Genomic DNA, 23,613 nt, shown 5'->3' with positions numbered 1-23,613 from the left:
CGACCCTCTCCTCACGTGCGCGTCAGCCGCGCCTCACCTGGGGGCGAGCTGCGCGGCGCCCCGGGGAGCGACCCGCACGGCCGGATCGCCGAGCACGACGTAGCCGCGCGCGTCGTGGGTGGCGGTCCACAGCCCGACGAGGTCGGCGTCGCTGATCGCGAGGCCGTACTTCCGGCTGCTGTCGAGCCGCTGGGTCAGCTCGGTCGCCACCTCGGCGTACCGCGAGGTCAGGCTCTCGAGGGCGAACCCGAGGCGGGCACCGTCCATGAGCGCCAGCAGCGCGCTCGTGAACGGGGCGATCTGGCCGGTCGCGCCCTTCCAGAGGAACGAGCACTGCCAGACCCGGTCCACGTGCCCGACGAACGCGAGCGCGCCGGCCGGCTCGCCGAGCAGGCGCTGCGGCAGGTGGGCGGTGAAGCTCGCGTCCGAGAGCTCGAGCCGGGCGCCCGGGCCCGCCCCCGGGTAGTCGGAGAGCCGCGGCGTGCCGGCGCCGAAGCACGCGAAGGAGAAGACGACGCGCGGGCGGATCGGGGTGCCTGTCGCCAGGTGGTCGGCGGCGAGGTAGTGGGCCTCGTCGACCGGCCCGCGACGGGCCAGCGGGCCGGGCCAGTCCTGGCAGAGCAGCGCCCCGGTGACCGCACGTGGCCTCGTCGTGGAGCCGGCGATCCCGTGGCCGGCGGTGAAGAGGATGTCGGGTCCCGCGGGGGTGGTCACGAGGTCACCGAGGCGGGCGCGGGTGGCACCCGGCCCGACGTCGGAGGTCACCTCCCACGACGCCGTCGCCCCCGCCAGCTCGGCGGCCAGGGGTGCCACGAGGCGGGACGCGCTGAGCGCCGTCGGTGTGTCCACCGGGTGCCGTGTGGCGAAGAGGTGCAGGGACCTCCGAGCGCCGGGGGCGGCGGCGGGGGCGGGGGCGGCGTCGGGGGCGGGGGCGGCGTCGGGGGCGGGGGCGGCGTCGTCGTCGTCGGCCGAGCGCGCGGCTGGGGCCGGCTGCTCCGTTCTGGCCGGCTGCTCCGAGGCGACGACGTCGGCGGCGTAGGCGGCGTACGCGGCGGGGCTCGGCAGGTCGAGGCGCCCGACGGCGTAGGTGACGCCGAGCTGGTACTGGAGCTCGAACGAGAGCTGCTCCGGGGTGCCGAGAAGGAGCAGGTAGTAGGGGACCTTGCGGGGATCGGCCACCCCAGGACCCATCCCGTACCGCGCCAGGAGGACGTCCTTGCTCTCGCCAGGACGCGCGTCGAGACGCTTGAACCGCTCGCCCGCCTCGGCCTGGCGGTGGTCGAGCAGCGGACCGAGCGCCTCGAGGATCGCGGGATCGAGACCCTCGGGGACGACGACGCCCCAGCCGACCGAGGCCAGGTCCTGCGGGTCGAAGCCGTAGGCCACGCCGAGATGGTCCTCGTCGTCGTGCCGCCGGCGGCGCAGCTCACGCGCGCCCGGTGCCGGGCTCGGGTCGCCGCGGAGGGCTGCCGCGACGTCGGCGAGGTCGAGGCGAGGGACAAGGTAGGTGCCGGTCGTGACGTCGATGCCGTTGAGAACGAGGGCGTCGTCCTGGAGCGCGAGCTCGTCGCTGTCCGCCGAGGTCTCGACCACGAGGCACCTCCCTCTTGCGAGGCTAGGGGCACGGGTGCTCGACGGGCAACGGGCCCGTCCGGCGGGGAGTGAACCTCGGGTAGAGTACGGCGCTGTTGACGGGTGCGTGGCTGCGCGAGCCGAGCCCCCGGAAGCGCCTGGAGGATTCGCCTAGTGGCCTATGGCGCACGCTTGGAAAGCGTGTTGGGTGCAAGCCCTCGGGGGTTCGAATCCCCCATCCTCCGCCGGCCGAAGGGCCCGTGACCTGCAGAGATGCGGGTTGCGGGCCCTTCGTCGTGTGCGGGTGCGGGCGGCCGGCGGGGCGGCGGTAGCAGTTTTGGTAGCAGTTTGTGCGCGAGTGTCCAGCTGATGCTGGAGCGCGCATGCCGTCGTCGCGCCTGTGGTGGCTGCAGCGGCATGAGCGGATCTGCCCCTGGACGCTACGTGCGGGCGAGGTGCGCCAGCCGGCTCGCCACGGCACGTCAGAGGATCGAGCCGAGGTCTGATCCGACGGTCGGGTAAGCAGCGGTCATCGACTTCAGCTGGCGGGTGGTCAGTCCGAGCTTCATGGCCAGGCCAAGGACGTTGATGAGTTCGCCGTACCCCGGGCCGAGGAGGTGTCCGCCGACGATCCGGTCGCTGGATCGGTCCACGAGGACCTTGGTGGCCGCAGTGGTCTCGCCGATCCGGTAGTTGGAGTACCAGCCGCTGGTGTCGCGGTAACGGACGTCGACGTCGATGCCCTGGTCCCGGGCCTCTTGTTCGAGCATCCCGACCCGGGTCAGTTCGGGGATCGTGAAGACCGCCGTCGGGACGCCCGCGTAGTCCGGGACGGTCGTGGTGCCTTTGAGCATGTTCGACGCGGCGACCTTGCCCTCGAAGACCGCGACCGGGGTCAGCGGCATCCCTGGGCTGTTGGCAGCGTCGCCGGCCGCGTAGACCGACGGGTTGCTCGTGCTCTGCAGGTGATCAGCCACCCGCACGCCACTCTCATCCCACTCCACGCCGGCGGCGTCGAGGTGCAGGCCGGATAGGTCCGGTACCCGGCCCGCGCCGTGCACCACGAGGTCGAACTCCACCGTCTCGGGTTGGCCGGAGCGTTCCACGCGGACCAGGTAGGAGGTCCCGGACTTCTGAATCGCGGTGACCGTGGTGGAGCGCCACAGCTCGATCCCGGCGTCGGCGCCGCGGCTGATGAGGAGCTCGACGAGATCGGGGTCAAACGCCTTGAGCGGCCGGGGACCGCGGTCGAGGATGACCGGCGTGCTGCCCGCGCGGGCCGCGATGTGGGCGAACTCGAAGGAGACGAAGCCGCCACCGACGAATAGGATCCGCTTCGGCAGCTCGGGAAGGTCCATGAACTCGGTGCTGTCGACCAGGTGCTCGTGACCGGGGACGTCCAGTGGACGGGGGCGTGCGCCGGTGGCGATAAGGAAGTGTGCTGCCTCGTACGTGGTGCCGTCGATCGCGAGGGTGTTCGCACCGGTGAACCGCGCAGAGCCGTGCAGGGTGTCGACGCCGTTGCTCGACAGGCCCTGCTCCATATTGGCCGGGACCGGGTCGGTGAAGGCGTGCTTGTGCTTGATCAGGTCGGGCCAGTCGATCGACAGGCCGGCGTCGTCGATGCCTTTGCCCCGCATGAGCCGGGCGCTGTCGATGATCTCGGCACCGCGACGCAGGATCTTCTTCGGGTCGCACCCGCGCAGGGCGCAGGTGCCGCCGTAGGGCAGCGCGTCGACGATGGCGACGCTCCAACCCGCAGCGGCGCACTTGTTCGCCGCCGAGACGCCGGCCATCCCCGCGCCGATCACGATCAGGTCGTAGGCGTTCATCATCTCGCCGCCTCGTCTTTCACGCCAAGGGCCGTCCTGAGCTGGTCCATCGTGGGCGCCCCGGCCAAGCCGTCGGGCGTGCGATAGACCCGGCACGACAACCCCACGCCGGCGCCCGGCTCGGCGAAGACGTCGACGCCGTCCACCACGATGCTCGGCGAGCCGTGGAACCCCAGCCGCTCGGACTCCTCCATGGTCTCCACGCGGTGACGCGTCACCACGACGTCGGGGCGCTCGGAGGCGATCGAGGCGAGCCGCTGGTCGGCGACCTTCCAGTTCGGGCAGCCATCGAAGTACAGCAGCGAGATCTCCATGCCTGCGACGCTAGACCTTGTACCGTGGTAGAAGGTCAAGGGTGAAGGACGGACGAGATGCTGATCGGTGAGCTTGCCGACGTTGCCGGGATGACCAGCCAGGCCATCCGGTTCTATGAGCGCAAGGGCCTGCTGCCCGTGGCCGATCGGGGCGCCAACGGCTACCGCGTCTACGACGAGTCCATGCTCACCCGGTTGCGCTTCATCACCGTGGCGCAGGCCGCCGGTCTCACCTTGTCCGAGATCCGCAGCATCATCGACCTCCGTGATGACGGGACCGTGCCCTGCGCGCACGTCGTCGCGCTCATCGACGCCAAGCTCACCGACGTACGGGCGCGGATCCGGCACCTTGCGGCGATGCAAGGCGAGCTGGAAGCACTCCTCGAGGACAGCCACCTGCTCGACCCCGCCGACTGCGCAGACGACGACATCTGCCACGTACTCACGAGACCGTCGCAGGACACCTGAAACTCACCGGTCCCCGACGTGGGGCGTCATTGGCACTGCGACGGGCATCCTCTGCAGATCCGGGTGGCGAGCACCTGGTACGGCTGCCAAATTCCTTTAACCGGTCCCGTGGTCGCTCGCTCCCCAGAGGAGCACCCCCATTCGACGGTTGGCCTCCTCCACGAGCTCCGGCACGACGTGTTGGTAGCGGGTCGTCATCGCCGGCGACGTCCAGCCGAACATGCTCATGACGACGCGCTGGTCGACGCCCTGGACCAGGAGCAGCGTCGCGGCCGTGTGCCGGGCGTCGTGCAGCCGCGCCGGCCGGATCCCGAGCCGTTCGAGGAACGCCGTCCAGTGCAGCGAGTGGTCGTGCGGGGCGACCGGTCGCCCTACGAGGTTCGTGAAGACGAGCCCGGAGTCTCGCCACAGCGTCCCCGCGTGGATGCGAGCCTCGCGCTGCCGACGCCTGTGCTGCCGCAGGGCGATCAGCAACGGCTCTGGCAATGGCAGCGTGCGGCGCGACTGCTTCGTCTTCAGCTCGGTAAGGACCAGCCCGCCCTCCTTGCGGTGCGGGCAGCGTGATGGCCGCTCGTGGCAGCGGTCTAGATCAGCGCACCCGTGCCGCCAGTTCCGTCGCTCAAGCTGACGGCGCACCTGCAGCCGGCCAGCGTCGAGGTCGACGTCGGCCCATGACAGACCCAGCACCTCGCCGCGCCGCAGCCCGAGCGAGATGGCGAGCATGAACGCCACCCCGTTGGGCTCGTTCTCGGCAGCGGCGAGGATGCGGCGGGCCTCGTCGACCGTGAGCGGTTCGATCTCGGGCGGGTTGTATCGCGGCGTGTGGGCGAGCGCGACGGGGTTGCCCGGGAGGCGCCGTCGTCGGACCGCGTCGTTCAGTGCCTTGTTCAGCGTCCGGCGTACGTGGTGGACGGTGCCGGCGTTCAGGCCGTTGGCGAGCAGCGCGGTGTAGAGGTGCTCGATGTGCTCGGGCTGGAGCGCATCGAGGCGGTGCTTGCCGATGGCGGGGTTGATGTGGCGGTGGACGTCGACGGTGTAGCCCGAGAGGGTGCTCGGCCGGACGCGCAGCGCTGTGGCCGACAGCCACTCGGTCAGCCAGGTCTCCAGCCGCGGTGACCGGCCCGCTGGGAGGGCGGACTGGTCGGACCGCTCGCGTTCGAGCGCGCGGACCTTGCGGACCACGTCGGCCCGTGATGCGCCCGAACGCTTGCGGCGGTCGACCGAGCCGTCGGGCTGGATGCCCATCGTCACGAAGCCGTACCAGCGCCCGTCGTTGCCCTGGAAGATCGACGAGCGCTGGTTGCCGGCCCGAGTGCCCATCAGGTCACGGCACCTTGGGGTGCTGTTCGCGGCGGCACCGCTCGACGAACTGGGTGAGCGCGTCGGCGGGCACGCGCCGGAGCCGGCCGATGTGCACGGTCTCGATCGCGCCGCTGTGGATCAGCTCGTACATCGTGGTGCGGCCGATCGACAGGCACGCGGCGGCGTCGGTGACGCTGAGCATGACGCGCGGGGTCTCGATGATCTCGATGTCACTCATGGCTGTTCTCCTCTTGGGTTGGGTTGGGTGATGCCGATCAGAGGCCCAGCACCCGACCATCGGGTACTGGCGGCGGGGTAGTGGTCAAGCGGTTCGGCGCCGGCTGTGGAGAGGGCGCGCCCCAGGGCTGATGTGGATGGACTGGTGGCAAGAGCGGCGCGTGTTCGTGCGGGTGGTAGGTCTCCCACGTCTCGGTCGCGGTCGGCTCGGCGTGGCTGGTCGCCAGGATCTGCTCGAGCACCTCGCGGCTCGACGCAGGCGCCTGGCCCGGCAGGCAGTCCGGGTCGGCTTCCTCGACGACGACGTACGTGCGGTTCGCGTGTCGGCCGCGGCTCATCGCGACGTACAGGTCTTCGCGGCCCATCCCGGGCGCGGCGATGGTGTGCGTCTCATCGACGGTCATGCCTTGGGTGCGGGCGACGGTGGTGGCATAGCCGAGCTCGACCTGCTCGGTCACGTAGGACGCCGGTAGACGAACTTCTGGCGAGCTGACGTCCGAGCGGCCGTCGCGCTGGACGGGGCGGACGCGCAGGGCGCCGTCGCGCATGACCTCGGTGACGTCCCACAGTGCGCCGTTGCGGACGTAGCCGTCAGAGGTCCGCAGGCGCCGGTGGTTGCGACGGGTGACGACGCGGTCGCCGACACCGGCGGTCAGACCGTCATGGAGCGCGACGCCGTCGCGGGCGACCGTGCCGGACAGGATGCCGTCGGAGCGGGCGCGGGCGTTGAGGTCGCGCACGGTGCGATTGTCGACGGCTTGGACGATGGCGACCCGGCCGTGCCCCTGGGCGGTGCTGGCAGCGGCCAGGGCGGCATCGAGCACGTCGTCGTGGCTGCCGGCGCTGAACGCACCGTGGTTCTCGTAAGCGTCGAGGGCTTCGCGGTGGGCGCGGCGCAGCTCGAGGCTCGCGCGGGCCTCCCACGGGTGAGCGAAACGCCACAGGCTGGTGAGCTCGGCGGTGGGTCCGCGGCGGGCGAGCATGGCGAACGCCCCGCCGGCGTCGACGGAGCCGCGCTGGAGGTGGTCGCCGACGAGCAGCACCTTCGCCGTGGCAGCGCGTGCCTGCTCGACGATCGTCGCGAGGGTGCGGGTGTCTGCGAGTGAGGCTTCGTCGACGATGACGAGCTGGCCGGGGCTGAACCGCCAGGTGTCCTGCTCGATGCGGATCCGCCAGTGCTCCTGGTGGAGTTCGCGCGCCTCGATCACCCCGGCGGTGTCTCTCCGCTCGAGGGTCTCCGCGTAGCGACCGGCGCGTGCGGCGGCACCGTCGCCGGTGGACTCGTGAAGCCATTTCGCGGTCGTCTCGCAGGTGACGCCGAGGGAGGCGGACAGGGTGTGCGCGGCCGAGGCGGACGGGGCCAGCCCGACGACCGGTCCGACGCTCTGACGCCAGAACGAGGTGAGGGCGGCGAGCGTCGTCGTCTTGCCGGAGCCAGCCGGACCGACAAGCACGTCGAGGAGGTGCCCGGAAGTGATGACGGCTTCGGCAGCAGCTCGCTGGTCTGCGGCGAGCGCGCCCAGGAGGTGCTCGGTGCGCATCGTCGGGTGGCCGAGCGCCTCAGGTGGGCGGTGCGGGAAGCCGCCGGCCTCGGACGCGTCAAGGAGTACGCGTTCGGCGCCGAGGAGCTCGGTGGTCGTGAACAGGGACTCTCCAGCCCGGCGGGTGGCAGGGTCCCGGTTGTCGTCGAGGTGGACGCAGGCGGCCGCGGCGCCGGCCGTGATGGTGTTCAGGAGGTGTCGTCGCTCGGTGGGTGAGGCCATCCGGAGGAGCTTCGAGGCGCGCACGGCTTCGGCGCCGAGGTTCCAGGTGGTCCAGACCGAGCGCCGTGTGGAAACCACATCGATGACACCGGCGACCATCGCGGCCCGGACCTCGGGTCCGACGTCATGCGCCCGCAACGGCCGTCCGTACGTGCCGGTCAGCGCGCGGGAGGCGAGGTCGCGCGGCTCGACGCCGGTCAGGGCGCGCGCGCGGTTGCCCCAGTCGGCCAGGAGGTCGGCGAGGCGACGCACGACCTTCGGCGGGCGAGTCGCTCGGGTGAGGTGCTGCCGAGCCTTGGTGGTCTCGACGCGCGTCGGCGCGCGGCCGTGAGCGGCCTCGAACTCGGCGAGCCACTGCTGCTCTGCGCAGTGGATCTGCTCGGCCCGGGCGGAGAAGTGAGCGAGGACGTCGTCGCCGATGCCGCTCAGCTCGAACGCAGGGTTGCGCCGGGGTCCGCGGTCCCGCATCGACCAGTCGACCGGGAGCCGTCGGGCGAGCTCGTCGGCCAGGAAGACGTCGTAGAGCTCGGAGACCGTGACGACCGCGGCATGCACCGTGCGCCCGTCGACGCTGCGCCAGGCGCCGTCGGGACCCTGGACCTTGTTCGCGATGACGACATGGGTGTGCAGGTTGGGGTCGCCGGCCCGGGTGTCCCAGTGGTCGAAGGCTGCCGCCACCATCCCGCGCGTTCGAACCTGCCGGCAGCCGGCCTCACCCACGCGGGTGCGGATGACGCGCTGCTCGACGAACTCCAACGACGACGCGAGCGCCGCGCGGTGCGCGCCATAGACGGTGGCCCTGGTCGCGTCATCGGCCAGCGCCCACAGGACGGAGGCGGACTTCGGGGCGGTGAAGGTCAGGTCGTAGCCGACGACGGCGTGCCGCTTCCCGTCATCGAACCGGCCATAGGGGCGGCCGAGCGCGTCATCGGTGAGCGGGTCGACTCCGTCGCGGAAGACAGCCGTCATCGCCTGCTCGGTGACGGCATCACCCGGGCGGAGCCGTTTGCCCCCGTCGCCACCGAGCCCCGCGAGCCCGCCGCCGTACCAGCGCCCCGCCGGATCGCCGGTCTGCTCGTAGTAGGCGGTCAGCGAGTCGCCCGCGCGGAGGCCTGCGTCGCCCGCGGCCACGTGCCGGGTCAGGTACGCGTACCCGTCGCCAGCCGTCAGCTTGTGCATCGACATCACCTCGCACCACCTCCTCGGCGGACCCCGAGAGGCACGAAGCCACCTGCCCCTTACCCGCAGGTGTGCGGAAGGAGGAAAGAAGATGCTTGGTGGTCGTACGCCGGCGTCTACAGGCAGGTAGGCGAGCCCGAGCGCAACCGCACGGATGGGACGTGCCGGCTGTGGTGCCGTGCGGGCTCGTGCGGCGCAGTTGAGGCGCTATCGGGCGGGCCTGCCGCGCCGCCGGTGGTGTCACGCACCACAACGGGCGTGCCGACGACGGGGACCACCGCGGCCGTCATCGGCACGACGTGCAAGAGGAGTCAGCCGTCGTGGGTGCCGACTGACTCGTAGGGGTCACGCAGCGCGGGTGTCGCCAGTCGCCGCGACCAGAGCGCGCCGCATCGAGTCGGCGCCGAGGTGCATCCCGAAGATGACGGATCCGGGCTGCATAGTGGCGCTGTCGTGCAGGGTGCCGGCACGGACGGCGTCGAACCCGAGGCGGTCGATGAGGCGGGCGACGGTCGCGACAGCGTTGGGGTCGTCGCCGGCGACGGCGAGAGCGGCTCTGTCGGTCGAGCCGGCGGGTCGGGCGAGCTCTTCGATCTGGTGGTAGCCGAGGTGGTTGAGGGTCTTGACCAGACGCGCGGTGGTCGGGAGCGCGTCCTGCACGATCACCGACGAGGGCCGGTCGGCGCCGGCGAAGTCAGGCAGCATGCCATCGTGGGACGGCCAGTCGTTCATCAGGTCGACGACGACGTGGTCCGCGAGCAGCGCTAGGGGCAGCTCGCGAAACCGGCGCAGGGGAACGGCCAAGATCGCGAGTTCCGCCTCTGCGAGGAGCTGCTCGGTGCTCGTCGCCCGGGCGCCCGGCGCGACGCAGAGTAGGCGCTCGGTGAGGTCAGCCGTCGGCCTCGAGGAGGCCATCAGGACATCCAGCCCGGCGCGCAGCGCCAGGCGAGCGATCGCGCTGCCTGCCTTGCCGGCCCCGAGGACACCGATGGTCTGGGCTTGGTCGTCGTGCATCATGCAGTTCTCCTCGGCCGTGAGACGCGCGGGTTCAGGCCCAGCGGCGCAGGGTCGTGGCGAGCGGCTCGGTGGGGTGGCCGATGAGGCGGGCGAGGTCACCGGTTGTGGGGGCGAGGGCGCCGTCGCGCATGTTGGCGTTCAGGGCCACGAGGAACCCGGCGGTGGCCTCGTCCAGCCCGAACCCGATGAGCTGGGCGTGCTCCTGCTGGGAGGTGAGGGGCTGGTAGCGCACAGGGGTGCCGAGCACGTCCTCCGCGGTGGCGGCGAACTCTCCGTAGCTCCAGGCGGTGTCCCCGGACAGCTCGTAGGCGGCGCCCTCGTGCCCGGAGGCCGTCAGGACGACCGCCGCCGCCTCGGCGTAGTCCTTGCGCGGGGCGGTGGCCAGGCGCCCGTCACCGACGCTGTTGGCGACGACGCCGTGCTCGCGGGCGGTGGCGAAGTCCTGCTGGTGGTTGTCGGTGTACCAGCCGTTGCGCAGGAACGTCGCGGGCAGGCCTGAGGCGGTCACGAGCTCCTCGGTGGCCTTGTGCTCCGCCGCCAGGCCGAGGATGGTCGTGGGCGCCTGCAGGGCCGACGTGTAGACCAGGTGCCCGACGCCGGCGCGACGCGCGGCCTCGATGGCGTTGCCGCGCGGGGCCAGGGCCTGCCCGGGCGCACCGACGGAGATGAGCAGCAGCTTCTCGGCACCACTCAGGGTTGCTGCGGTGCCCTCGATGTCGTCGAGGTCCAGGGCCGCGGTGCGGACGCCGCGCTGGGCGAGGGCGGCCAGGCGCTCGGGGTTGCGGCCGAGGGCGAGGATGTCGGCGGGTGCGACGTCGCGGGCGAGCAGGGCGTCGATGGTCAGGGCACCGAGCTGTCCGGTGGCACCGATGATGGCGATGGTCATGGCTGTCGTTCTTCCTCGAGGTCAGTTGCTGATGGCGGGGGCGCGGCGCACGTAGGTAGCGTCGTCGACCTGGGCGGCGGTGAAGGCGGCGATGTCGGCGCGGCTGACGGCGAAGCCGAGCTTGTCGGTGCCGAAGAACCCGGTGCGGACGTTGCCCTTGGGGGTGTCCTTGGGGGCGATGAACCGCACGATCGTCCAGTCCAGGTCCGAGCGCATCACCGGCCCGGTCATACCGCGGATCTCCTCGTAGGCGCGCGGCATGAAGGTGCGGGGCATGAACCCGATGAGCCGGGTCACCGGTGTCGGCTTCTCCTGGGGGTCCAGCACGGCTGGGGTCGCCTGGCCGATGTAGCGCGTCACGCCGTGACGGCGCATCGCGGCCAGGATGTGCTCGGTGCCCTCGACCAGCGGCACGCCGGTGGCCCTGCGGTCCATGCTCGGGCCGAGCGCGCTGACCACGACGTCAGCGCCGGCGACGGCGCTGTCGATCGCGTCGGCGGCGGACATCTCACCGACGACCAGGCGGACCAGGTCCCGCCACAGCGCCGGGACCTTCGCGGGGTTACGGGCGTAGGCGGTGACGGTGTGCCCGCGCTCGAGCAGCTCGGTGACGGTCAGGGAGCCGATGGCTCCGGTCGCGCCGAAGACGGTGACGTTCATGGGTGCTCCAGAAGGTTGGCTTGGCGTGCGAGGGGTGGCGCGGGCCGACGTCAGGTCGGCCCGCGCCGGTGGCTCAGCGGATGATGAGGACCTTGCCGAGCTTTCCGCCGGTGAAGGCGGCGAAGGCCTCCGGTGCCCGATCGATCGGGATGGCGGTCGAGACGTTGACCCGCAGGTCACCGGTGGCGACGCGCCCGAGCAGCGCCGCGAGCTTCCCGGCTGTGGCCTCGGCCATGATCGGGGCGACGGTCACGTCCTGTCGGCCGACCGCCTCGGCGGTCGCGCCCAGGGTGGACGCGAGGATGCCACCAGCGCGGAGGGTGGCGGCAAGGGCTGCCCCGTCGCCGGCTGCGTGGACGACCTTGTCAACGCCGTCTGCAGCGATGGCGCTGACCGCTGCGGAGACGTCGCCGGTGTAGTCGACGGTGTGCGCGGCGCCGAGGCTGCGGACGTACTCCTCTTCCTGGCCCGGCTGGGCGGTAGCGATGACAGTCGCGCCGGCGGCCGCCGCGAGCTGGACGGCGATCGAGCCGACGCCACCGGTCGCCCCGGAGACCAGGACCGTCTCCCCGGGCTGGATGTCGAGGGCCTCGACCGCGTCGTGGGCCGCGACGCCGGCCAGACCGATGACCGCCGCCTGCTGCGCGTCCACACCGGCCGGGACCCGGGTGACTGCGGTCGCCGCGAGGGCGACGTACTCGGCGATGGAGCCGGTGCGGGCGCCCAGCGCCATGCCGGGGATGACGCCGGCGACGCGGTCACCGACCGCGATGGTCTCGACGCCGTCACCGACGGCGGTGACGGCGCCGACCAGGTCACGGCCCAGGACCACGGGGAACTCGTGCGGAAGCATGTCCCAGACGTATCCGGCCGCGATGGACAGGTCGAAGCCGTTGACCGAGGTCGCCTCGACCTCGACGAGCACCTCACCGGCGCCCGGCTCGGGCTGGGGGAGGTCCTGGACGTCGGGCTGGATGTCGCGATCGATGATGGCGAAAGCCTTCATGGTGGTTCTCTCTCTTCGGTGATGGTGATGTTGGTGAGGTGGTGGCTGAGCCGGGTGCCCCGAGGGGTCAGGCGGTGAGGAGCCGCAGGACGAGGACGGCGATCGCCAGGACGAGCGGCGGCAGCGGCATGGCGAGGTTCTTGGTGTCCCGCACGCGCAGGTGGCCGATCACCGCGCCAAGGAAGTAGGCGACCAGGCCCGCTGCGGCGATCACGCCGAGGGGCTCGAGCCACAGGCCGACGACGATGCCGACCGCGCCCGCGATCTCCAGGGCGGCCAGGACGGGCAGGTACTTCTTCGGGACGCCGACCGTGCCGTGGATCACGGCGACGACGGCCTCGGCCTGGCGCAGCTTCATGACGGCGCTGTTGAGGCAGATCGCGGCGAGCAGCACCGTGACGACGACGAGTGCGATGAACATGGGTGTCCTTCTTGGATGAGTGGCGCGCGTCGACGTCCGACGAGGCCGGTCGGGTAGGTGGGAGTCAGGCCCCGAGCTCGGCGCGGACCTGGGGCAGGACCTGGGTGCCGAGGAGCTCGATCGCCTTGAGGTAGGTCGCGTGCGGCATGCCGCCGACGTCCATCTGCAGGATCTGGCGGGTGTGGCCGAGCAGGCCGTGCAGGTGCAGGATCCGGTCGGCGACCTCGTCCGCGCTGCCGGCGAAGACCATGCCGCCGGGTTCCATCTGCCGGTCGCGCCCGGGAGGGGACATCGGGGGTCGGCCGACCTCGGCGGCGCCGGTCGCGAACATCCGCAGCTCGTGCTCGAGGTAGGTCGCCTTCGCAGCGGCGTTGTCAGCTCCGACGAAGCCGTGCACCGCGACGGCGATGTCCGCTCCGTCCGCCGGGTGCCCGACCTGCGTCCACGCCTCGCGGTAGGCGTGGCCGTACTGCGCCCAGTGCTGCGGGGTGCCGCCGAGGATGCCGAGGAACAGCGGCACGCCGAGCTCGACGGCACGGCTGACCGACCCGGGACTGCCGCCGGAGCCGAGCCAGATCTTCAGCGGCACCTCGGGCCGCGGCACGATCACGGCGTCAAGCAGCGGGCGGCCGCGGTGCGGGCCGTTCCAGGTCAGCCGCTCCTGGCGGTTCGCGGCGAGTAGGAGCTCGAACTTGCTGGAGAAGAGCTCGTCGTAGCGGTCCTCGTCCTCGTCGAACAGCGAGAACGTGATCGCCGAGGAACCGCGACCGGCGACAGCCTCCACGCGACCCGGCGCGATCGCCGCAGCGGTCGCCAGCTGCTGGAACACCCGCAGCGGCTCATCCGTGGACAGGACGGTGACCGTCGTGCCGAGCCGGATCCGCTCCGTCGACGCCGCAGCCGCGGTCACCATGGACGTCGGGGAGGACAGCGGCATCGAGGGCGTGTGGTGCTCGCCGATGCCGAAGAAGTCGAGTCCCACCTCCTCGGCGAGCTTGACGGCCTCCAGGACGTCGCGGACGGCCTGGGCTGTGGGGCCGTAGCCGCCGTCCAGGGTGCGGGGGGTGTTGCCGAAGCTGTACACACCGAGCTCGAGCGTCATGTCAGGCGTCCTTCGCGGAAGTGGTGGGGGGTCTGGGTGGTGGGGGCGGATCCCGGTCCTGGCTTTGGGCGGCTGCCGCAGCCGAGCCGGCGTTCGCCGTTGCGCCGCATCGCTGCGACGACCCGGCCCGCGGGCGGCGCCGGCGGGCCAGCGGTCGCGGCGCCGGCGCGCAAGCCGTCGAGGACGAGGGCCAACAGGCGGGCGGAGGCCTCGGCCGTGATGCCGTGCGCCCGCTCCACCAGCCCGGCGTTCGCCATCAGCAGCAGTACGACGTCCTGGTCGGTGAAGTCAGCGCGCAGCACGCCGGCGTCGTGGGCTCGTGCGACGAGCCGGACCAGTCCCTCGTACGCGCGGGTTCGGAGCTCCTCGATCTCGGGTGCCTCGACGTTCATGGTGACCAGGTCCGCGATGCCGCGGTCGCGGGCCTGCATCGCGCCCACTGCCCGGATGTAGGACGCGAAACCGTCCCACGGGTCGACGTCCGCGAGGCCCGCCTCGACCGCGTCGACGTGCTCGGCCATCCGCTCGGCGAACACGGCAGCCACGAGGTCGGCGCGGGTCGGGAAGCGGCGGTACAGGGTGGCGTTCCCCGTGCCGGCCCGCTTGGCGATGTCGTCCAGCGGGGCCTCGAGGCCCTGCTCGGCGAACACCGCGCGGGCGGCCTCGACGATGGCCTCCCGGTTCCGGGCGGCGTCTGCTCTCAGCGTCATGACCTCTCCAACCGACAAGAAGTGGGGAGTATTCCCCACCTGTCGTAGAGTCTGCAGCATGACGCAGCTCCACGATGACGCCACGCCCGGCCAGACCCCCGACGCGACCGTTGGCCAGGCGCAGGTCGACGCGCTCCAGGCCTCGGTCCGCCGCCTGAAGGACGTGGTCGCAGCCGTGCCTGACCACCAGCTCACGACGCGGGCGTACCCCGCGGAGTGGACGGTCTCGGACGTGCTGTCACACCTGGGGTCCGGAGCCGTCATCACCCAGCGCCGGCTCGAGGACGCCCTCGCCGGTCAGGACACCCCCGCCGAGTTCGCGCCCGGCGTCTGGGATCTCTGGAACGCCAAGGGCCCGGAGGCGCAGCGCGACGACGCCCTGGCGGCCGACGCGGAGCTGCTCGAGCGCCTCGAGGCCGTGGCCGCCCAGGAGAGGGCGGCCTTCGCGTCAAGCATGGGCCCCATGACGCTCGACTTCGCCCAGTTCGTCGGGATGCGGCTGAACGAGCACGCCTTCCACACCTGGGACATCGAGGTCGTCCAGAACCCGGCCGCCACCATCCCCGGGTCGGCCGCCGAGCTGCTCGTCGACAACCTCGAGCTCGTGGCCAGGTTCACAGGGCAACCGACCGGAGACACAGCGACCTTCGCGGTCCTCACGACCGACCCAGCACGCGCCTTCGTCGTCGAGCTGACACCGACCAGCGCGGTGCTCACGCCCCAAGCGGCGGGAACGGAGGCGCATGACCTCACGCTTCCCGGGGAGGCCTTCGCCCGCCTCGTCTACGGCCGACTGGATGCAGCGCACACACCGACCGGCGTGGACGCGGACGCGGCGCTGCAGAAGCTCAGGCAGGCATTCCCCGGACCGTAGACGTCCGCCTCACAGGTCGGTGCGCCGTGGCGATGTGGGGCCGTCGCCACTGCCCACTCCGGCCCCCAGGTCGGTAGCAGTTCTGGTAGCAGTTTCTCTGGGTACAGGCCGATCTCGGGACGTCCCCGCCGGATGCTGCACTGGGCATGACCTGCACTGACGTACCCGCGCAGGTCCGCCTGCACCCCCTCCAGGCCACTTGGAAAGCGTGTTGGGTGAGAGCCCTCGGGGGTTCGAATCCCCCATCCTCCGCCGTGATGGGCCCGTGACCTGCAGAGATGTGGGGTGCGGGCCCTTTGTCGCGTCGGCGGCGCCACGTCGGGCCGGGGAGCGGGGCGGCAGTCTTGGTAGCAGTCGGTAGCAGTCGGCGGTGCTCTCGATGCGGTGCTCGCGAGAGCCGGGGCGGAGTACGTTTCCTGCATGCCTGACTTCACGATCAGGGCGCTCACCGAGGAGACGTTCGGCGACTTCGCCGCTCTCCTCGAGCGCAACGGGGGCATGTACGCCGGCTGCTGGTGCACGAAGTTCCATCCCGACTGCGCGGAGAAGGGCCAGAGCGCCGAGGCGAACCGGGCGCTCAAGCGACGCCTGGTGGCCGACGGGCTCGCGCACGCCGCGCTCGTCTACGACGGCGACCGGGCCGTCGCCTGGGCGCAGTACGGATCACCCGAGGAGCTGCCCAGCATCCAGCACCGCAAGGAGTACCTCGCCACCGCCGAGCGACTGCCCGACTACCGGGTCACCTGCATCCAGGTCGAGCGTGGCCTGCGCGGTCAGGGCCTGGCACGGATCGCCCTGCGCGGAGCCGTGGAGCTGATCGCGCGGGCCGGCGGCGGCCTGGTCGAGGGCTACCCGCACGACACCGGCGGGGTCCGGAAGAAGAACTCGTCCTTCCTGTACAACGGCACTCGCACCATGTACGAGCGCGAGGGGTTCGTCTACGACCGACCCAAGGGCCTGGTCAACTGCGTGATGGTGCGCGAGGTGGCACCGAGCGCGCGCGACTGAGCAGGCGCGACCGACGTAGGCTCGACCCACCATGGCGACGTTCTCCTCCGTGATGCGGCAGCACATCCTCCAGGCCATCGCCGAGCACGATGCTCGGGGGAGCGACGACTTCCGGGCGACGTACGGGTTCACCGACGCCTCCGTCCGGCCGTTCCTCCACGAGGGTCGTCGCTACGACGCGACCGCCGTCCTCGGCGTGGCCCACCGGTTCGCGACCGGGCGCGTGGCGACCCCGGAGGAGGTGACGAACGGACTCACCCAGGCGCTGACGGTCCTGCGCAAGCGGGGATTCGAGGCGCCGGTCTCGGCGCCGGCGTCGCGGCCGGCTCGGACGAGCTCGCGGAACACCGCCGGGACCACGCCGCGAATTGCCTCGTCGAACGTCTCGCGCGCCGGCCGGTCGGGCCCGAGCAGCGAAGCGCCCCCCGCGATCTGTCCCAGCTGCTCGATGGTGCTCCCGCGGACCGGCGTCTGCGACAGCTGCGGGTGACTTCTTCACGCCTGCCAGCGCGTTCGCGGGCGTAGCATCCGGCCAGCGCCCCGTCGGGGTGCCTCGACGAGAAGCGGTGCTCGTGGTTCCCGAGATCAACTGGTGGGCTGTGATCGTGGCGACCATCTCGACGATGGTGGTCGGATCGATCTGGTACACGCCCCGGGCGTTCGGCAACCGGTGGATGCGGCTGGCCAAGGTCGAGCCGGGCGGGAACGCCGCCCTCGCGATCGGCGTCACGGTCGTCGTGAGCTTCGTCAGCGCGTGGGTGCTGGCCGGGGCGTCCGCGATCGCCTGACACTTCTACGGCGCCACGTTCTTCACGAACGCCGTCGTGACGGCGCTGATCCTGTGGGTCGGGTTCACGGCAGCGCGCTTCATCACCCACGACGCCTTCGAGAGCCGGCCGTGGCAGCTCACCCTGATGAACGTCGTGCACGAGCTGGTGACGTTCCTCGTGATGGCGCTGATCATCGGGGCGTTCGGGATCACCTCGCCGGCCGCCTGACGGCACGGGCCTGGAGCCCGCCCGCAGCCGACGTGTCCGTCGGTACAGTCCCGGAATGCGCCGGCCGCGGGACATGCAGGACGTCGAGCTCGTCGAGGACGACGGCTCGACCTTCCGTCCTCCCGGGAATCCGCACGAGCTCGCCGCCGGCGACGCCGCCCCGGACGGCACCGGCTCCGTCGATCTCCTGAGGACGGGGCCCGCCACCCGCCGTCGCGCTCGTCGGTGGCGGCCGGTCGCTGTGACCGTCGCCGTGCTGCTCGGGCTCGCCGTCGTGGTGACCGACCGGCGCGAGGCCCACCGGCTCGCCGCCTTGCGCGACGTGCCCGGCATGCTCGCCCCGCTCGACCGGCCGGTCGCGGAGCTGTGGCGGTTCGAGGGCCAGCTCAGCGAGATGCGCGGCATCGGTGGCCTGGTGGTTGGACCCACCTCGGAGGACGACGGCGGGAGCGAGATCGTCGCACTCGACCCGCTCACCGGGCGCGCCGTCTGGCGGGTGGAGGCGCTGCCGCCGGGCGAGCAGGGCCGACAGATCTTCTGCCCGGACTCGTCCTACCCCGGCGTACCGGACGGACGCAGGGACGATCCGGTGCTCGCGTGCCTCGTGGCCCACACCACCCTCACGCAGAAGCTCCCGGACGGGTCGCTGATCCAGGGTCCCGGCGACGTGCGCCTGCTGGCCCTCGACACCGCGACGGGCGACGTCCTGCAGGACCGCGCCGTCGGACCGGGCGCGACCGTGACGGCGATCGGGCACGACCTGCTGATCACCGACGTGGTCCTCGGGGCCGACGGGGTCGACCACGTCCAGGTCGTGCGCATCGACGCGCGCGACGGAGCGCAGCGCTGGTCCTTCACGACCCCCGGGGGGGTCGAGGCGGCGGACGAGGGCTGGGGCAGGGTGGGGTGGACCTCGGCCTCCGCGGACCGCCTCGTCGTGCAGGTGGCCTCGGGGACGACCTGGATCCTGTCCGCTGACGGCGAGCTGCTCGGCTCCTGGGCGGGGGACTCGCCGGCAGCAGAGCGCGAGCCGGTGTACCCGTTTCCCGGTCGCGACCTGCTGATCGGGTCGACGCCTGACGGAGAGCGCACGGTGCTGCTCGATCCCGAGACGGGGCGGTCGGTCGCGGTCAAGGGCTACCCGGCCACGCCCACGCCCGACGACGGCTCGCTCGCGGACCTGGTCCTGACTCAGGTGTGGTCGGACGGCACGGATGCGTCGGGCCCCACCCTCACGGCCTTCGACCTCGCCACGGGCGACGAGCTGTGGTCCGGCTCGATCGTCGACTTCGGGGGCCTGGCCGTGCTCGACGGGCGCGTTCTCGTCCGGGGTGAGGACGCCGTGAGCTCGCTGGACGGCCGCACCGGCGGCACGCAGTGGAGCACCCCGATCGAACGGCCTGGCTGGAGCCAGCTCGTCACCGACGGCCGGCTGGTCCTGCTCGCTCTGCCCGACGCCGTCGGGGGGCCGGTCGTCGCCGCGTACGCCGTCGTGGACGGCCGGAAGCTCTGGGAGGTGGACGTCGGCCGCGTCGACACCCTCTGGGTGATCGACGGCCACCTCTACGCGCAGTCCGACGGCGATCTGGTCGCGCTCGGATGACGCCGACGCGCGATGGGGCCGGCGTGAGCACCGACGGCACGCCCACCGGCGTGTTCCGCAAGCGGCGCGCCGGTGCTCCGCCGGCGTTCTTCGCGTGCGAGGCGGCCGGCCTGTGCTGGTTGGCCGAGGCCGACGCCGTCCCGGTGGTTCGGGTCCTCGGCGTCGGGCACGACCACCTCGATCTCGAGCGGCTCGAGCCGGCGCGCCCCACGGCGGCGCACGCACGCGGCTTCGGTCGCGGCCTCGCGCGCCTGCACGACGCCGGTGCCGACGCCTTCGGGTGCACGCCGCCGGGGTGGTCCGGGGACGGGTTCTTCGGTCCGCTCGACGAGCCGCTCCCCCTGCCGGCCGGCAGGCACGACCGTTGGGGCACGTTCCTGGCCGACCTCCGCCTCGAGCCGCTGCGCGAGCTGCTCGCCGCTCGACGCCGGTTGAGCCCGCGACTCGCCGGCGACCTCACGGCCCTCGCCGAGCGCCTGCGCGCGGGCGACCTGGACGACGACGCGCCGCCCGCGCGCCTGCACGGTGACCTGTGGTCGGGGAACGTGCTGTGGACGGCCGACGGCGGAGTGCTGATCGACCCCGCGGCGCACGGCGGTCACCGGGAGACCGACCTCGCGATGCTCGCGCTCTTCGGCCTCCCGCACCTCGACGACGTGCTCGCGGGCTACCAGGAGGTGCGGCCGCTGCGGCGCGGATGGCAGCGCCGGCGCGGGCTGCACCAGGTGTACCCGGTCGGCATGCACGCGGCGCTGTTCGGCGGGGGCTACGTGACGCAGACGGAGGCGCTGGTCGGGGAGCTGGTCGGGCGCTGAGCGGTCATGATCTCGGCCCGTCTGCCCCCTTTTCGTCTCCGGATGCGACACAATGACGGCCCTCTGCTGCGACGACGGAGTGGACGCATGAAACCCAGCGGGCTCGACGGCGAGAACGCGCTCCGTGCGCTCAACGACCGCGTGACCGAGCACCAGGTCAGCACGCTCAAGCTGATCAAGGAGGCGCGCGCGCTGCTCAGCAGCGATGTGGCCGCGCGGGACGCAGCGCTGTTCGGGAGCCTGACCTACCTGCATGCGGACCTCGTCAAAGACCTGCAGAGCACCAACGACATCGCGGACCGCACCCAGTCGCGGCTGACCATGCACGTCGCAGCCCGACTGACCGAGTCCAACGTCAGGGTCGCTCGCACGGTCCGTGGCGCGGTCTGGTCGCTCGTCGTCGTGGGACTCGCGGCGATCGCGGTCCAGGCGGCGATCTTCTACGACCTGCTCCCGGACCTCTGACCGCCCCTGACCGAGGAGCCACCATGCTGCGACCGCGTGACACCGAGACCCGTGAGCGGCGGAGGCTGGACGGCAGGTGGCGGTTCGCGTTCGACACCGGGTCGGCGGGGCGGTCGGCCGGCTGGTTCCGCGGACCGCTGCCCGGGGACCGCGAGATGGCGGTGCCGGCGAGCGTCAACGACCTGCAGACGGACCCACGGCTGCGCGACCACGTCGGCGACCTCTGGTACCAGACCCTCGTCCGCATCCCGCGGGGGTGGGCCGGCCAGCGCATCCTGCTGCACGTCGAGAGCGCGACGCATCGCGCCGTCGTCTGGGTCGGCGAGATCCAGGTCGCGGAGCACGAGGGGGGGTACACGCCGTTCGAGGCCGACCTCACCGCCGTCGTGACTCCGGGCGAGGAGGTCCGGGTCACCGTCGTGGTCGACAACACGCTGAGCTTCCAGTCCATCCCGCCGGGTGTGGTCGAGGAGACCGAGAGCGGGCGCACGCAGAGGTACTGGCACGACTTCTACAACTACGCGGGCCTGCACCGGTCGGTATGGCTGGTGAGCACGCCTCGCTCGTACGTCTCGGACGTCACGGTGGTCACGGGCCTCGAGGGCACCACCGGCACGGTCCGGTACACGGTCGAGACCGCGGGTGAGGGCGGGTCCGGTGAGGGCGGGTCCGGCGAGAACACGTCCGGTGAGAACACGTCCGGCGAGAACACGTCCGGCGAGGTCGCGGTGACCTTGCGCGACGCCGAGGGGTCCGAGGTCGCGTCCGGCGTCGGCCGCGCGGGCGAGCTGCGGGTCGGCGACGTCCATCGGTGGGCGCCGGGCGACGGCTACCTCTACGACCTCGAGGTCCGGCTGGTGGACGACGGCGTCACGACCGACAGCTACCACCTCGCCGTCGGCGTCCGGACCGTCGAGGTGCGCGGCACCGAGTTCCTGCTCAACGGCGAGCCGTTCTACTTCCGGGGCTTCGGGATGCACGAGGACCACGCGGTGATCGGCAAGGCGCACAACGACGCGCACATGATCCACGACTTCGCGCTGCTCGAGTGGATCGGCGCCAACTCGCTCCGGACGTCGCACTACCCGTACTCCGAGGACTGGCTCGAGTACGCGGACCGGCGCGGCGTCGTCGTCATCGACGAGACCGCCGCCGTCGGGCTGAACATGGGGCTCGGCGGCGGGATCTTCGGGTCGCAGGGGTACACGACCTACTCCCCCGAGACGATCAACGACGCCACCCAGCAGGTGCACGCGCAGGCGATCCGGGAGCTGATCTCGCGGGACAAGAACCACCCGTGCGTCGTGCTCTGGAGCATCGCCAACGAGCCCGAGTCGGAGACCGAGGCGGCCGAGCTCTACTTCCGGCCCCTGTTCGACGTCGCGCGCGAGGCCGACCCGACCCGGCCGGTGGGCTTCATCAACGTCATGCTCGCCCCGCACGGGAAGTGCCGGGTGTCCCAGTTCAGCGACGTCGTCATGCTCAACCGCTACTACGGCTGGTACGTCGACACGGGCGACCTCGAGGCCGCCGGGAAGCACTTCCGCGCCGAGCTCGAGGCGTGGCCGGCGACGGCAAGCCGATCATCATCACCGAGTACGGGGCCGACACCTACGCGGGGCTGCACGACGTCGTCGCGCAGCCGTGGTCGGAGGAGTACCAGGTCGCGTACCTCGAGACGAACCACGCGGCGTTCGACGCCGTGCCCGCGGTGGTCGGCGAGCAGATGTGGAACTTCGCCGACTTCGCGACGACGGTCGGGATCATGCGGGTCGGCGGCAACAAGAAGGGTGCGTTCACGCGGGACCGGCAGCCGAAGGCTGCGGCGCATGCGCTCCGGCGCCGCTGGCGGGGGTGAGCACGCCGCTGCGAGCTCCACGGACGTGGGCGATCTGCCCCTCGCCCACGGCGGATCGCCCACCGCACGGCGTGGTGTGCCCGTCGGCGTGGTGTGCCCGACGGCGTGGCGTGCCCGACGGCGTGGTGTGCCCGTCGTCGTGGTGACGGATCACCGTCGCAAAGGTGGCCGTGGCGGTCGGTGAAACCCCATCCGCCGCCTTGGGCCTTCCAGTGGATCTCGATGCCCTGCCTGTGGACGTGTTCGTGGTGGTGCCAGCACAGCAGGACGCCGGTGGTGGCGTCGGTGGTGCCGTGGTCGCGGGTCCAGTGGCGGGTGTGGTGAGCTTCGCATCGTCGTGGTGGGGCGTGGCAGGTGGGGTACTGGCAGTGCTGGTCGCGAGCGACGATCGCGCGCCGGAGGTGGCCCGTGTAGGTCCGGCTCGCTCGGCCGACATCGAGGACCTGGGAGTCCGGGCCGAAGACCACCCGACTGATCTCGCTGTCGCACAGCAGCTTGTCCAGCACGGCGCGCGGCACCGGCTGACCGTCGTCGAACACCGCGGGCGCCGGCATCGGCTGGAGCGGTACCGGCTCGGCCGTCGATCGCGGAGGGGAATGGGGCGGCGAACCGTTGGGCGAGAGCAGGGCTGGCTGAGACCGGACGGCCGCGTCGGGTGCGGGCGGGCCGGCTGTACCGGTCAGCGCGAGGAGAGTCGGGTAGTCGACCAGGACGCTCAGGTGCGGGCGCACGGCGGCGCCCGAGCCGGCCAGTCCTTCGTCGAGGGTGATCCTGGCCAGGTCGTGCAGCGCGGAGGCACGGCGCTGGCTGCTCGTCCGCGTGTCGTCCGCGGCGGGGACCCCCATCACCGCGTCGAGCGCGATGGCCAGCGCCTGGCCGTGCTCGACGGTCAGGAACCCGGACAGGTGGCACCCGCCGGTGGTCGGGGCCAGGTCGAAGAACTCCCGCTCGGCCGCATCCTTGTACCCACGGTCGTCCGCGTCCGGGTCGGCCGCCGCGGCCCACCGGCGAGCCAGGGTACGAAGTCTGTCGGGGTCGAGGATCCGGGCCTGCGCGACGAGGAACCGCTCGTTGCACGGCTGCGAGGGGTCGGCGAGCATCTCGCGGCGAACGACGCTGGTGGCCGCGACGCTCGTGAGGATCTCTGCCGCATCGACGCTCACGCGATCCGTGCCGCCCTCCACGACCGCCTCCGACGTCGCCGGCAGCTCGTCCCGCAGCGCGCGGCCGAGACGGGTCATGCGCTTGGCCCGTGCATGGGTCACACGCGCGCGACGCGCCACCCAGGCGGGAAACGTGCGAGCGCCCGAGGTCGCCCACAGACCGTCGGCCTCGACGACGGGCAGGATCCGCACCGCCACCGCGGTGAGGCGATCCGCGAGCTCGTGGACGACGTCGAACACCTCGATCGCCTCGGACCCGGTGAGCTCGCGGGCGTCGAGCCCCGCCAGAGCATCCAGCGCGTCCCGGATCGCCGCGAGGTGAGCGCTCATGGCGACCCTGGAGTCGGAGCGCCCCGAGGC

Annotated in this window: 21 protein-coding genes, 1 tRNA gene and 3 pseudogenes; 11 read left to right on the top strand and 14 right to left on the bottom strand. The window is 72.0% G+C overall.

The window, feature by feature from the left end:
• Nucleotides 1–33 precede the first annotated feature (33 nt).
• The gene (locus HIR71_RS00325) at nucleotides 34–1,593 is read right to left on the bottom strand and encodes a hypothetical protein (protein ID WP_169322619.1); all 1,560 of its coding nucleotides are present in this window, start codon (nucleotides 1,591–1,593) and stop codon (nucleotides 34–36) included.
• Nucleotides 1,594–1,732: 139 nt separating this feature from the next.
• Here HIR71_RS00325 and HIR71_RS00320 point away from each other — a divergent pair.
• Nucleotides 1,733–1,817, top strand: a tRNA-Ser gene (locus tag HIR71_RS00320).
• A gap of 237 nt (nucleotides 1,818–2,054) precedes the next feature.
• Here HIR71_RS00320 and HIR71_RS00315 read toward each other — a convergent pair.
• Both HIR71_RS00315 and HIR71_RS00310 read right to left on the bottom strand, forming a co-directional pair.
• Nucleotides 2,055–3,407, bottom strand: coding sequence for a dihydrolipoyl dehydrogenase family protein (locus tag HIR71_RS00315; RefSeq protein ID WP_169322618.1), 1,353 nt, complete (start codon nucleotides 3,405–3,407; stop codon nucleotides 2,055–2,057).
• Nucleotides 3,404–3,718, bottom strand: a complete 315-nt coding sequence (locus HIR71_RS00310; protein ID WP_169322617.1) for a thioredoxin domain-containing protein — start codon at nucleotides 3,716–3,718, stop codon at nucleotides 3,404–3,406. The genes HIR71_RS00315 and HIR71_RS00310 overlap by 4 nt, the downstream gene beginning before the upstream one ends.
• 57 nt (nucleotides 3,719–3,775) lie before the next feature.
• On the opposite strand from HIR71_RS00310, the gene HIR71_RS00305 reads away from it, so the two are divergent.
• Nucleotides 3,776–4,186, top strand: coding sequence for a heavy metal-responsive transcriptional regulator (locus HIR71_RS00305; protein WP_169322616.1), 411 nt, complete (start codon nucleotides 3,776–3,778; stop codon nucleotides 4,184–4,186).
• Nucleotides 4,187–4,282: 96 nt separating this feature from the next.
• Here the strand turns inward: HIR71_RS00305 and HIR71_RS00300 are convergent, their stop codons facing one another.
• The 10 genes from HIR71_RS00300 to HIR71_RS00255 all read right to left on the bottom strand — a co-directional run bounded on the left by HIR71_RS00300 (nucleotide 4,283) and on the right by HIR71_RS00255 (nucleotide 14,469).
• The gene (locus HIR71_RS00300) at nucleotides 4,283–5,506 is read right to left on the bottom strand and encodes a tyrosine-type recombinase/integrase (protein ID WP_169322615.1); all 1,224 of its coding nucleotides are present in this window, start codon (nucleotides 5,504–5,506) and stop codon (nucleotides 4,283–4,285) included.
• Nucleotides 5,507–5,510: 4 nt separating this feature from the next.
• A complete protein-coding gene (locus HIR71_RS00295) occupies nucleotides 5,511–5,726 on the bottom strand; it encodes a helix-turn-helix domain-containing protein (RefSeq protein ID WP_169322614.1) in 216 nt (71 codons plus the stop codon).
• A 37-nt stretch (nucleotides 5,727–5,763) separates the two neighbouring features.
• Nucleotides 5,764–8,667 (bottom strand): MobF family relaxase, encoded by a 2,904-nt coding sequence (gene mobF / locus HIR71_RS00290; RefSeq protein ID WP_249051432.1) that lies wholly within the window; start codon nucleotides 8,665–8,667, stop codon nucleotides 5,764–5,766.
• 345 nt (nucleotides 8,668–9,012) lie between these two features.
• Complete coding sequence (locus HIR71_RS00285) at nucleotides 9,013–9,684, bottom strand: NADPH-dependent F420 reductase (protein ID WP_211373598.1); 672 nt, start codon at nucleotides 9,682–9,684, stop codon at nucleotides 9,013–9,015.
• A 31-nt stretch (nucleotides 9,685–9,715) separates the two neighbouring features.
• A complete protein-coding gene (locus tag HIR71_RS00280) occupies nucleotides 9,716–10,570 on the bottom strand; it encodes an NAD(P)H-binding protein (RefSeq protein ID WP_169322612.1) in 855 nt (284 codons plus the stop codon).
• A 21-nt stretch (nucleotides 10,571–10,591) separates the two neighbouring features.
• On the bottom strand, nucleotides 10,592–11,230 hold the full coding sequence (locus HIR71_RS00275; RefSeq protein WP_169322611.1) for an NAD(P)-dependent oxidoreductase: 639 nt from the start codon (nucleotides 11,228–11,230) through the stop codon (nucleotides 10,592–10,594).
• 73 nt (nucleotides 11,231–11,303) lie between these two features.
• Complete coding sequence (locus HIR71_RS00270; protein ID WP_169322610.1) at nucleotides 11,304–12,236, bottom strand: NADP-dependent oxidoreductase; 933 nt, start codon at nucleotides 12,234–12,236, stop codon at nucleotides 11,304–11,306.
• A 67-nt stretch (nucleotides 12,237–12,303) separates the two neighbouring features.
• Nucleotides 12,304–12,657, bottom strand: a complete 354-nt coding sequence (locus HIR71_RS00265) for a DoxX family protein (RefSeq protein WP_169322609.1) — start codon at nucleotides 12,655–12,657, stop codon at nucleotides 12,304–12,306.
• Between the two features lie 64 nt (nucleotides 12,658–12,721).
• Entirely contained in the window at nucleotides 12,722–13,759 is a 1,038-nt protein-coding gene (locus tag HIR71_RS00260) for an LLM class flavin-dependent oxidoreductase (RefSeq protein ID WP_169322608.1), read from the bottom strand.
• Nucleotides 13,756–14,469: a TetR/AcrR family transcriptional regulator gene (locus HIR71_RS00255; protein WP_169322607.1), complete on the bottom strand. Its 714-nt coding sequence runs from the start codon at nucleotides 14,467–14,469 to the stop codon at nucleotides 13,756–13,758. The genes HIR71_RS00260 and HIR71_RS00255 overlap by 4 nt, the downstream gene beginning before the upstream one ends.
• Nucleotides 14,470–14,527: 58 nt before the next feature.
• On the opposite strand from HIR71_RS00255, the gene HIR71_RS00250 reads away from it, so the two are divergent.
• The 9 genes and pseudogenes from HIR71_RS00250 (at nucleotide 14,528) to HIR71_RS17300 (ending at nucleotide 22,090) form a co-directional block, all read left to right on the top strand.
• The gene (locus HIR71_RS00250; protein WP_169322606.1) at nucleotides 14,528–15,343 is read left to right on the top strand and encodes a maleylpyruvate isomerase N-terminal domain-containing protein; all 816 of its coding nucleotides are present in this window, start codon (nucleotides 14,528–14,530) and stop codon (nucleotides 15,341–15,343) included.
• 420 nt (nucleotides 15,344–15,763) lie between these two features.
• Complete coding sequence (locus tag HIR71_RS00245) at nucleotides 15,764–16,351, top strand: GNAT family N-acetyltransferase (RefSeq protein ID WP_169322605.1); 588 nt, start codon at nucleotides 15,764–15,766, stop codon at nucleotides 16,349–16,351.
• 31 nt (nucleotides 16,352–16,382) lie between these two features.
• Nucleotides 16,383–16,841: a ScoMcrA-related endonuclease gene (locus tag HIR71_RS00240; RefSeq protein ID WP_169322604.1), complete on the top strand. Its 459-nt coding sequence runs from the start codon at nucleotides 16,383–16,385 to the stop codon at nucleotides 16,839–16,841.
• A gap of 82 nt (nucleotides 16,842–16,923) precedes the next feature.
• Nucleotides 16,924–17,349 (top strand): annotated as a pseudogene (locus HIR71_RS00235) (DUF1761 domain-containing protein).
• Between the two features lie 55 nt (nucleotides 17,350–17,404).
• Nucleotides 17,405–18,952, top strand: coding sequence for an outer membrane protein assembly factor BamB family protein (locus HIR71_RS00230; protein WP_169322603.1), 1,548 nt, complete (start codon nucleotides 17,405–17,407; stop codon nucleotides 18,950–18,952).
• 23 nt (nucleotides 18,953–18,975) lie between these two features.
• The gene (locus HIR71_RS00225; RefSeq protein ID WP_311835994.1) at nucleotides 18,976–19,767 is read left to right on the top strand and encodes a fructosamine kinase family protein; all 792 of its coding nucleotides are present in this window, start codon (nucleotides 18,976–18,978) and stop codon (nucleotides 19,765–19,767) included.
• A gap of 87 nt (nucleotides 19,768–19,854) precedes the next feature.
• Nucleotides 19,855–20,232, top strand: coding sequence for a hypothetical protein (locus HIR71_RS00220; RefSeq protein ID WP_169322601.1), 378 nt, complete (start codon nucleotides 19,855–19,857; stop codon nucleotides 20,230–20,232).
• A 23-nt stretch (nucleotides 20,233–20,255) separates the two neighbouring features.
• Nucleotides 20,256–21,746, top strand: a pseudogene (gene uidA / locus HIR71_RS00215) (beta-glucuronidase); the annotation flags it as partial.
• Nucleotides 21,680–22,090: a glycoside hydrolase family 2 TIM barrel-domain containing protein gene (locus tag HIR71_RS17300; RefSeq protein ID WP_311836014.1), complete on the top strand. Its 411-nt coding sequence runs from the start codon at nucleotides 21,680–21,682 to the stop codon at nucleotides 22,088–22,090. The pseudogene uidA and the gene HIR71_RS17300, both read left to right, overlap by 67 nt.
• A gap of 704 nt (nucleotides 22,091–22,794) precedes the next feature.
• On the opposite strand, the pseudogene HIR71_RS17570 reads toward HIR71_RS17300, so the two are convergent.
• A pseudogene (locus HIR71_RS17570) lies at nucleotides 22,795–23,583 on the bottom strand (DUF222 domain-containing protein); the annotation flags it as partial.
• Nucleotides 23,584–23,613: the final 30 nt, after the last annotated feature.

The organism is Cellulomonas fimi (assembly GCF_012952065.1).
Lineage (GTDB): Bacteria > Actinomycetota > Actinomycetes > Actinomycetales > Cellulomonadaceae > Pengzhenrongella > Pengzhenrongella fimi_A.
This window is presented reverse-complemented; position numbering and strand designations above follow the sequence as displayed.

Bases quoted from the DNA above. Each gene is read 5' to 3' on its own strand.
- HIR71_RS00285 (WP_211373598.1), bottom strand. From the start codon at position 9,684: ATGATGCACGACGACCAAGCCCAGACCATCGGTGTCCTCGGGGCCGGC.
- HIR71_RS00230 (WP_169322603.1), top strand. From the start codon at position 17,405: ATGCGCCGGCCGCGGGACATGCAGGACGTCGAGCTCGTCGAGGACGAC.
- mobF (WP_249051432.1), bottom strand. From the start codon at position 8,667: ATGCACAAGCTGACGGCTGGCGACGGGTACGCGTACCTGACCCGGCAC.
- HIR71_RS00315 (WP_169322618.1), bottom strand. From the start codon at position 3,407: ATGATGAACGCCTACGACCTGATCGTGATCGGCGCGGGGATGGCCGGC.
- HIR71_RS00300 (WP_169322615.1), bottom strand. From the start codon at position 5,506: ATGGGCACTCGGGCCGGCAACCAGCGCTCGTCGATCTTCCAGGGCAAC.
- HIR71_RS00275 (WP_169322611.1), bottom strand. From the start codon at position 11,230: ATGAACGTCACCGTCTTCGGCGCGACCGGAGCCATCGGCTCCCTGACC.
- HIR71_RS00240 (WP_169322604.1), top strand. From the start codon at position 16,383: ATGGCGACGTTCTCCTCCGTGATGCGGCAGCACATCCTCCAGGCCATC.
- HIR71_RS00280 (WP_169322612.1), bottom strand. From the start codon at position 10,570: ATGACCATCGCCATCATCGGTGCCACCGGACAGCTCGGTGCCCTGACC.
- HIR71_RS00265 (WP_169322609.1), bottom strand. From the start codon at position 12,657: ATGTTCATCGCACTCGTCGTCGTCACGGTGCTGCTCGCCGCGATCTGC.
- HIR71_RS00245 (WP_169322605.1), top strand. From the start codon at position 15,764: ATGCCTGACTTCACGATCAGGGCGCTCACCGAGGAGACGTTCGGCGAC.
- HIR71_RS00220 (WP_169322601.1), top strand. From the start codon at position 19,855: ATGAAACCCAGCGGGCTCGACGGCGAGAACGCGCTCCGTGCGCTCAAC.
- HIR71_RS00250 (WP_169322606.1), top strand. From the start codon at position 14,528: ATGACGCAGCTCCACGATGACGCCACGCCCGGCCAGACCCCCGACGCG.
- HIR71_RS00255 (WP_169322607.1), bottom strand. From the start codon at position 14,469: ATGACGCTGAGAGCAGACGCCGCCCGGAACCGGGAGGCCATCGTCGAG.
- HIR71_RS00270 (WP_169322610.1), bottom strand. From the start codon at position 12,236: ATGAAGGCTTTCGCCATCATCGATCGCGACATCCAGCCCGACGTCCAG.
- HIR71_RS00295 (WP_169322614.1), bottom strand. From the start codon at position 5,726: ATGAGTGACATCGAGATCATCGAGACCCCGCGCGTCATGCTCAGCGTC.
- HIR71_RS00260 (WP_169322608.1), bottom strand. From the start codon at position 13,759: ATGACGCTCGAGCTCGGTGTGTACAGCTTCGGCAACACCCCCCGCACC.
- HIR71_RS00305 (WP_169322616.1), top strand. From the start codon at position 3,776: ATGCTGATCGGTGAGCTTGCCGACGTTGCCGGGATGACCAGCCAGGCC.
- HIR71_RS00310 (WP_169322617.1), bottom strand. From the start codon at position 3,718: ATGGAGATCTCGCTGCTGTACTTCGATGGCTGCCCGAACTGGAAGGTC.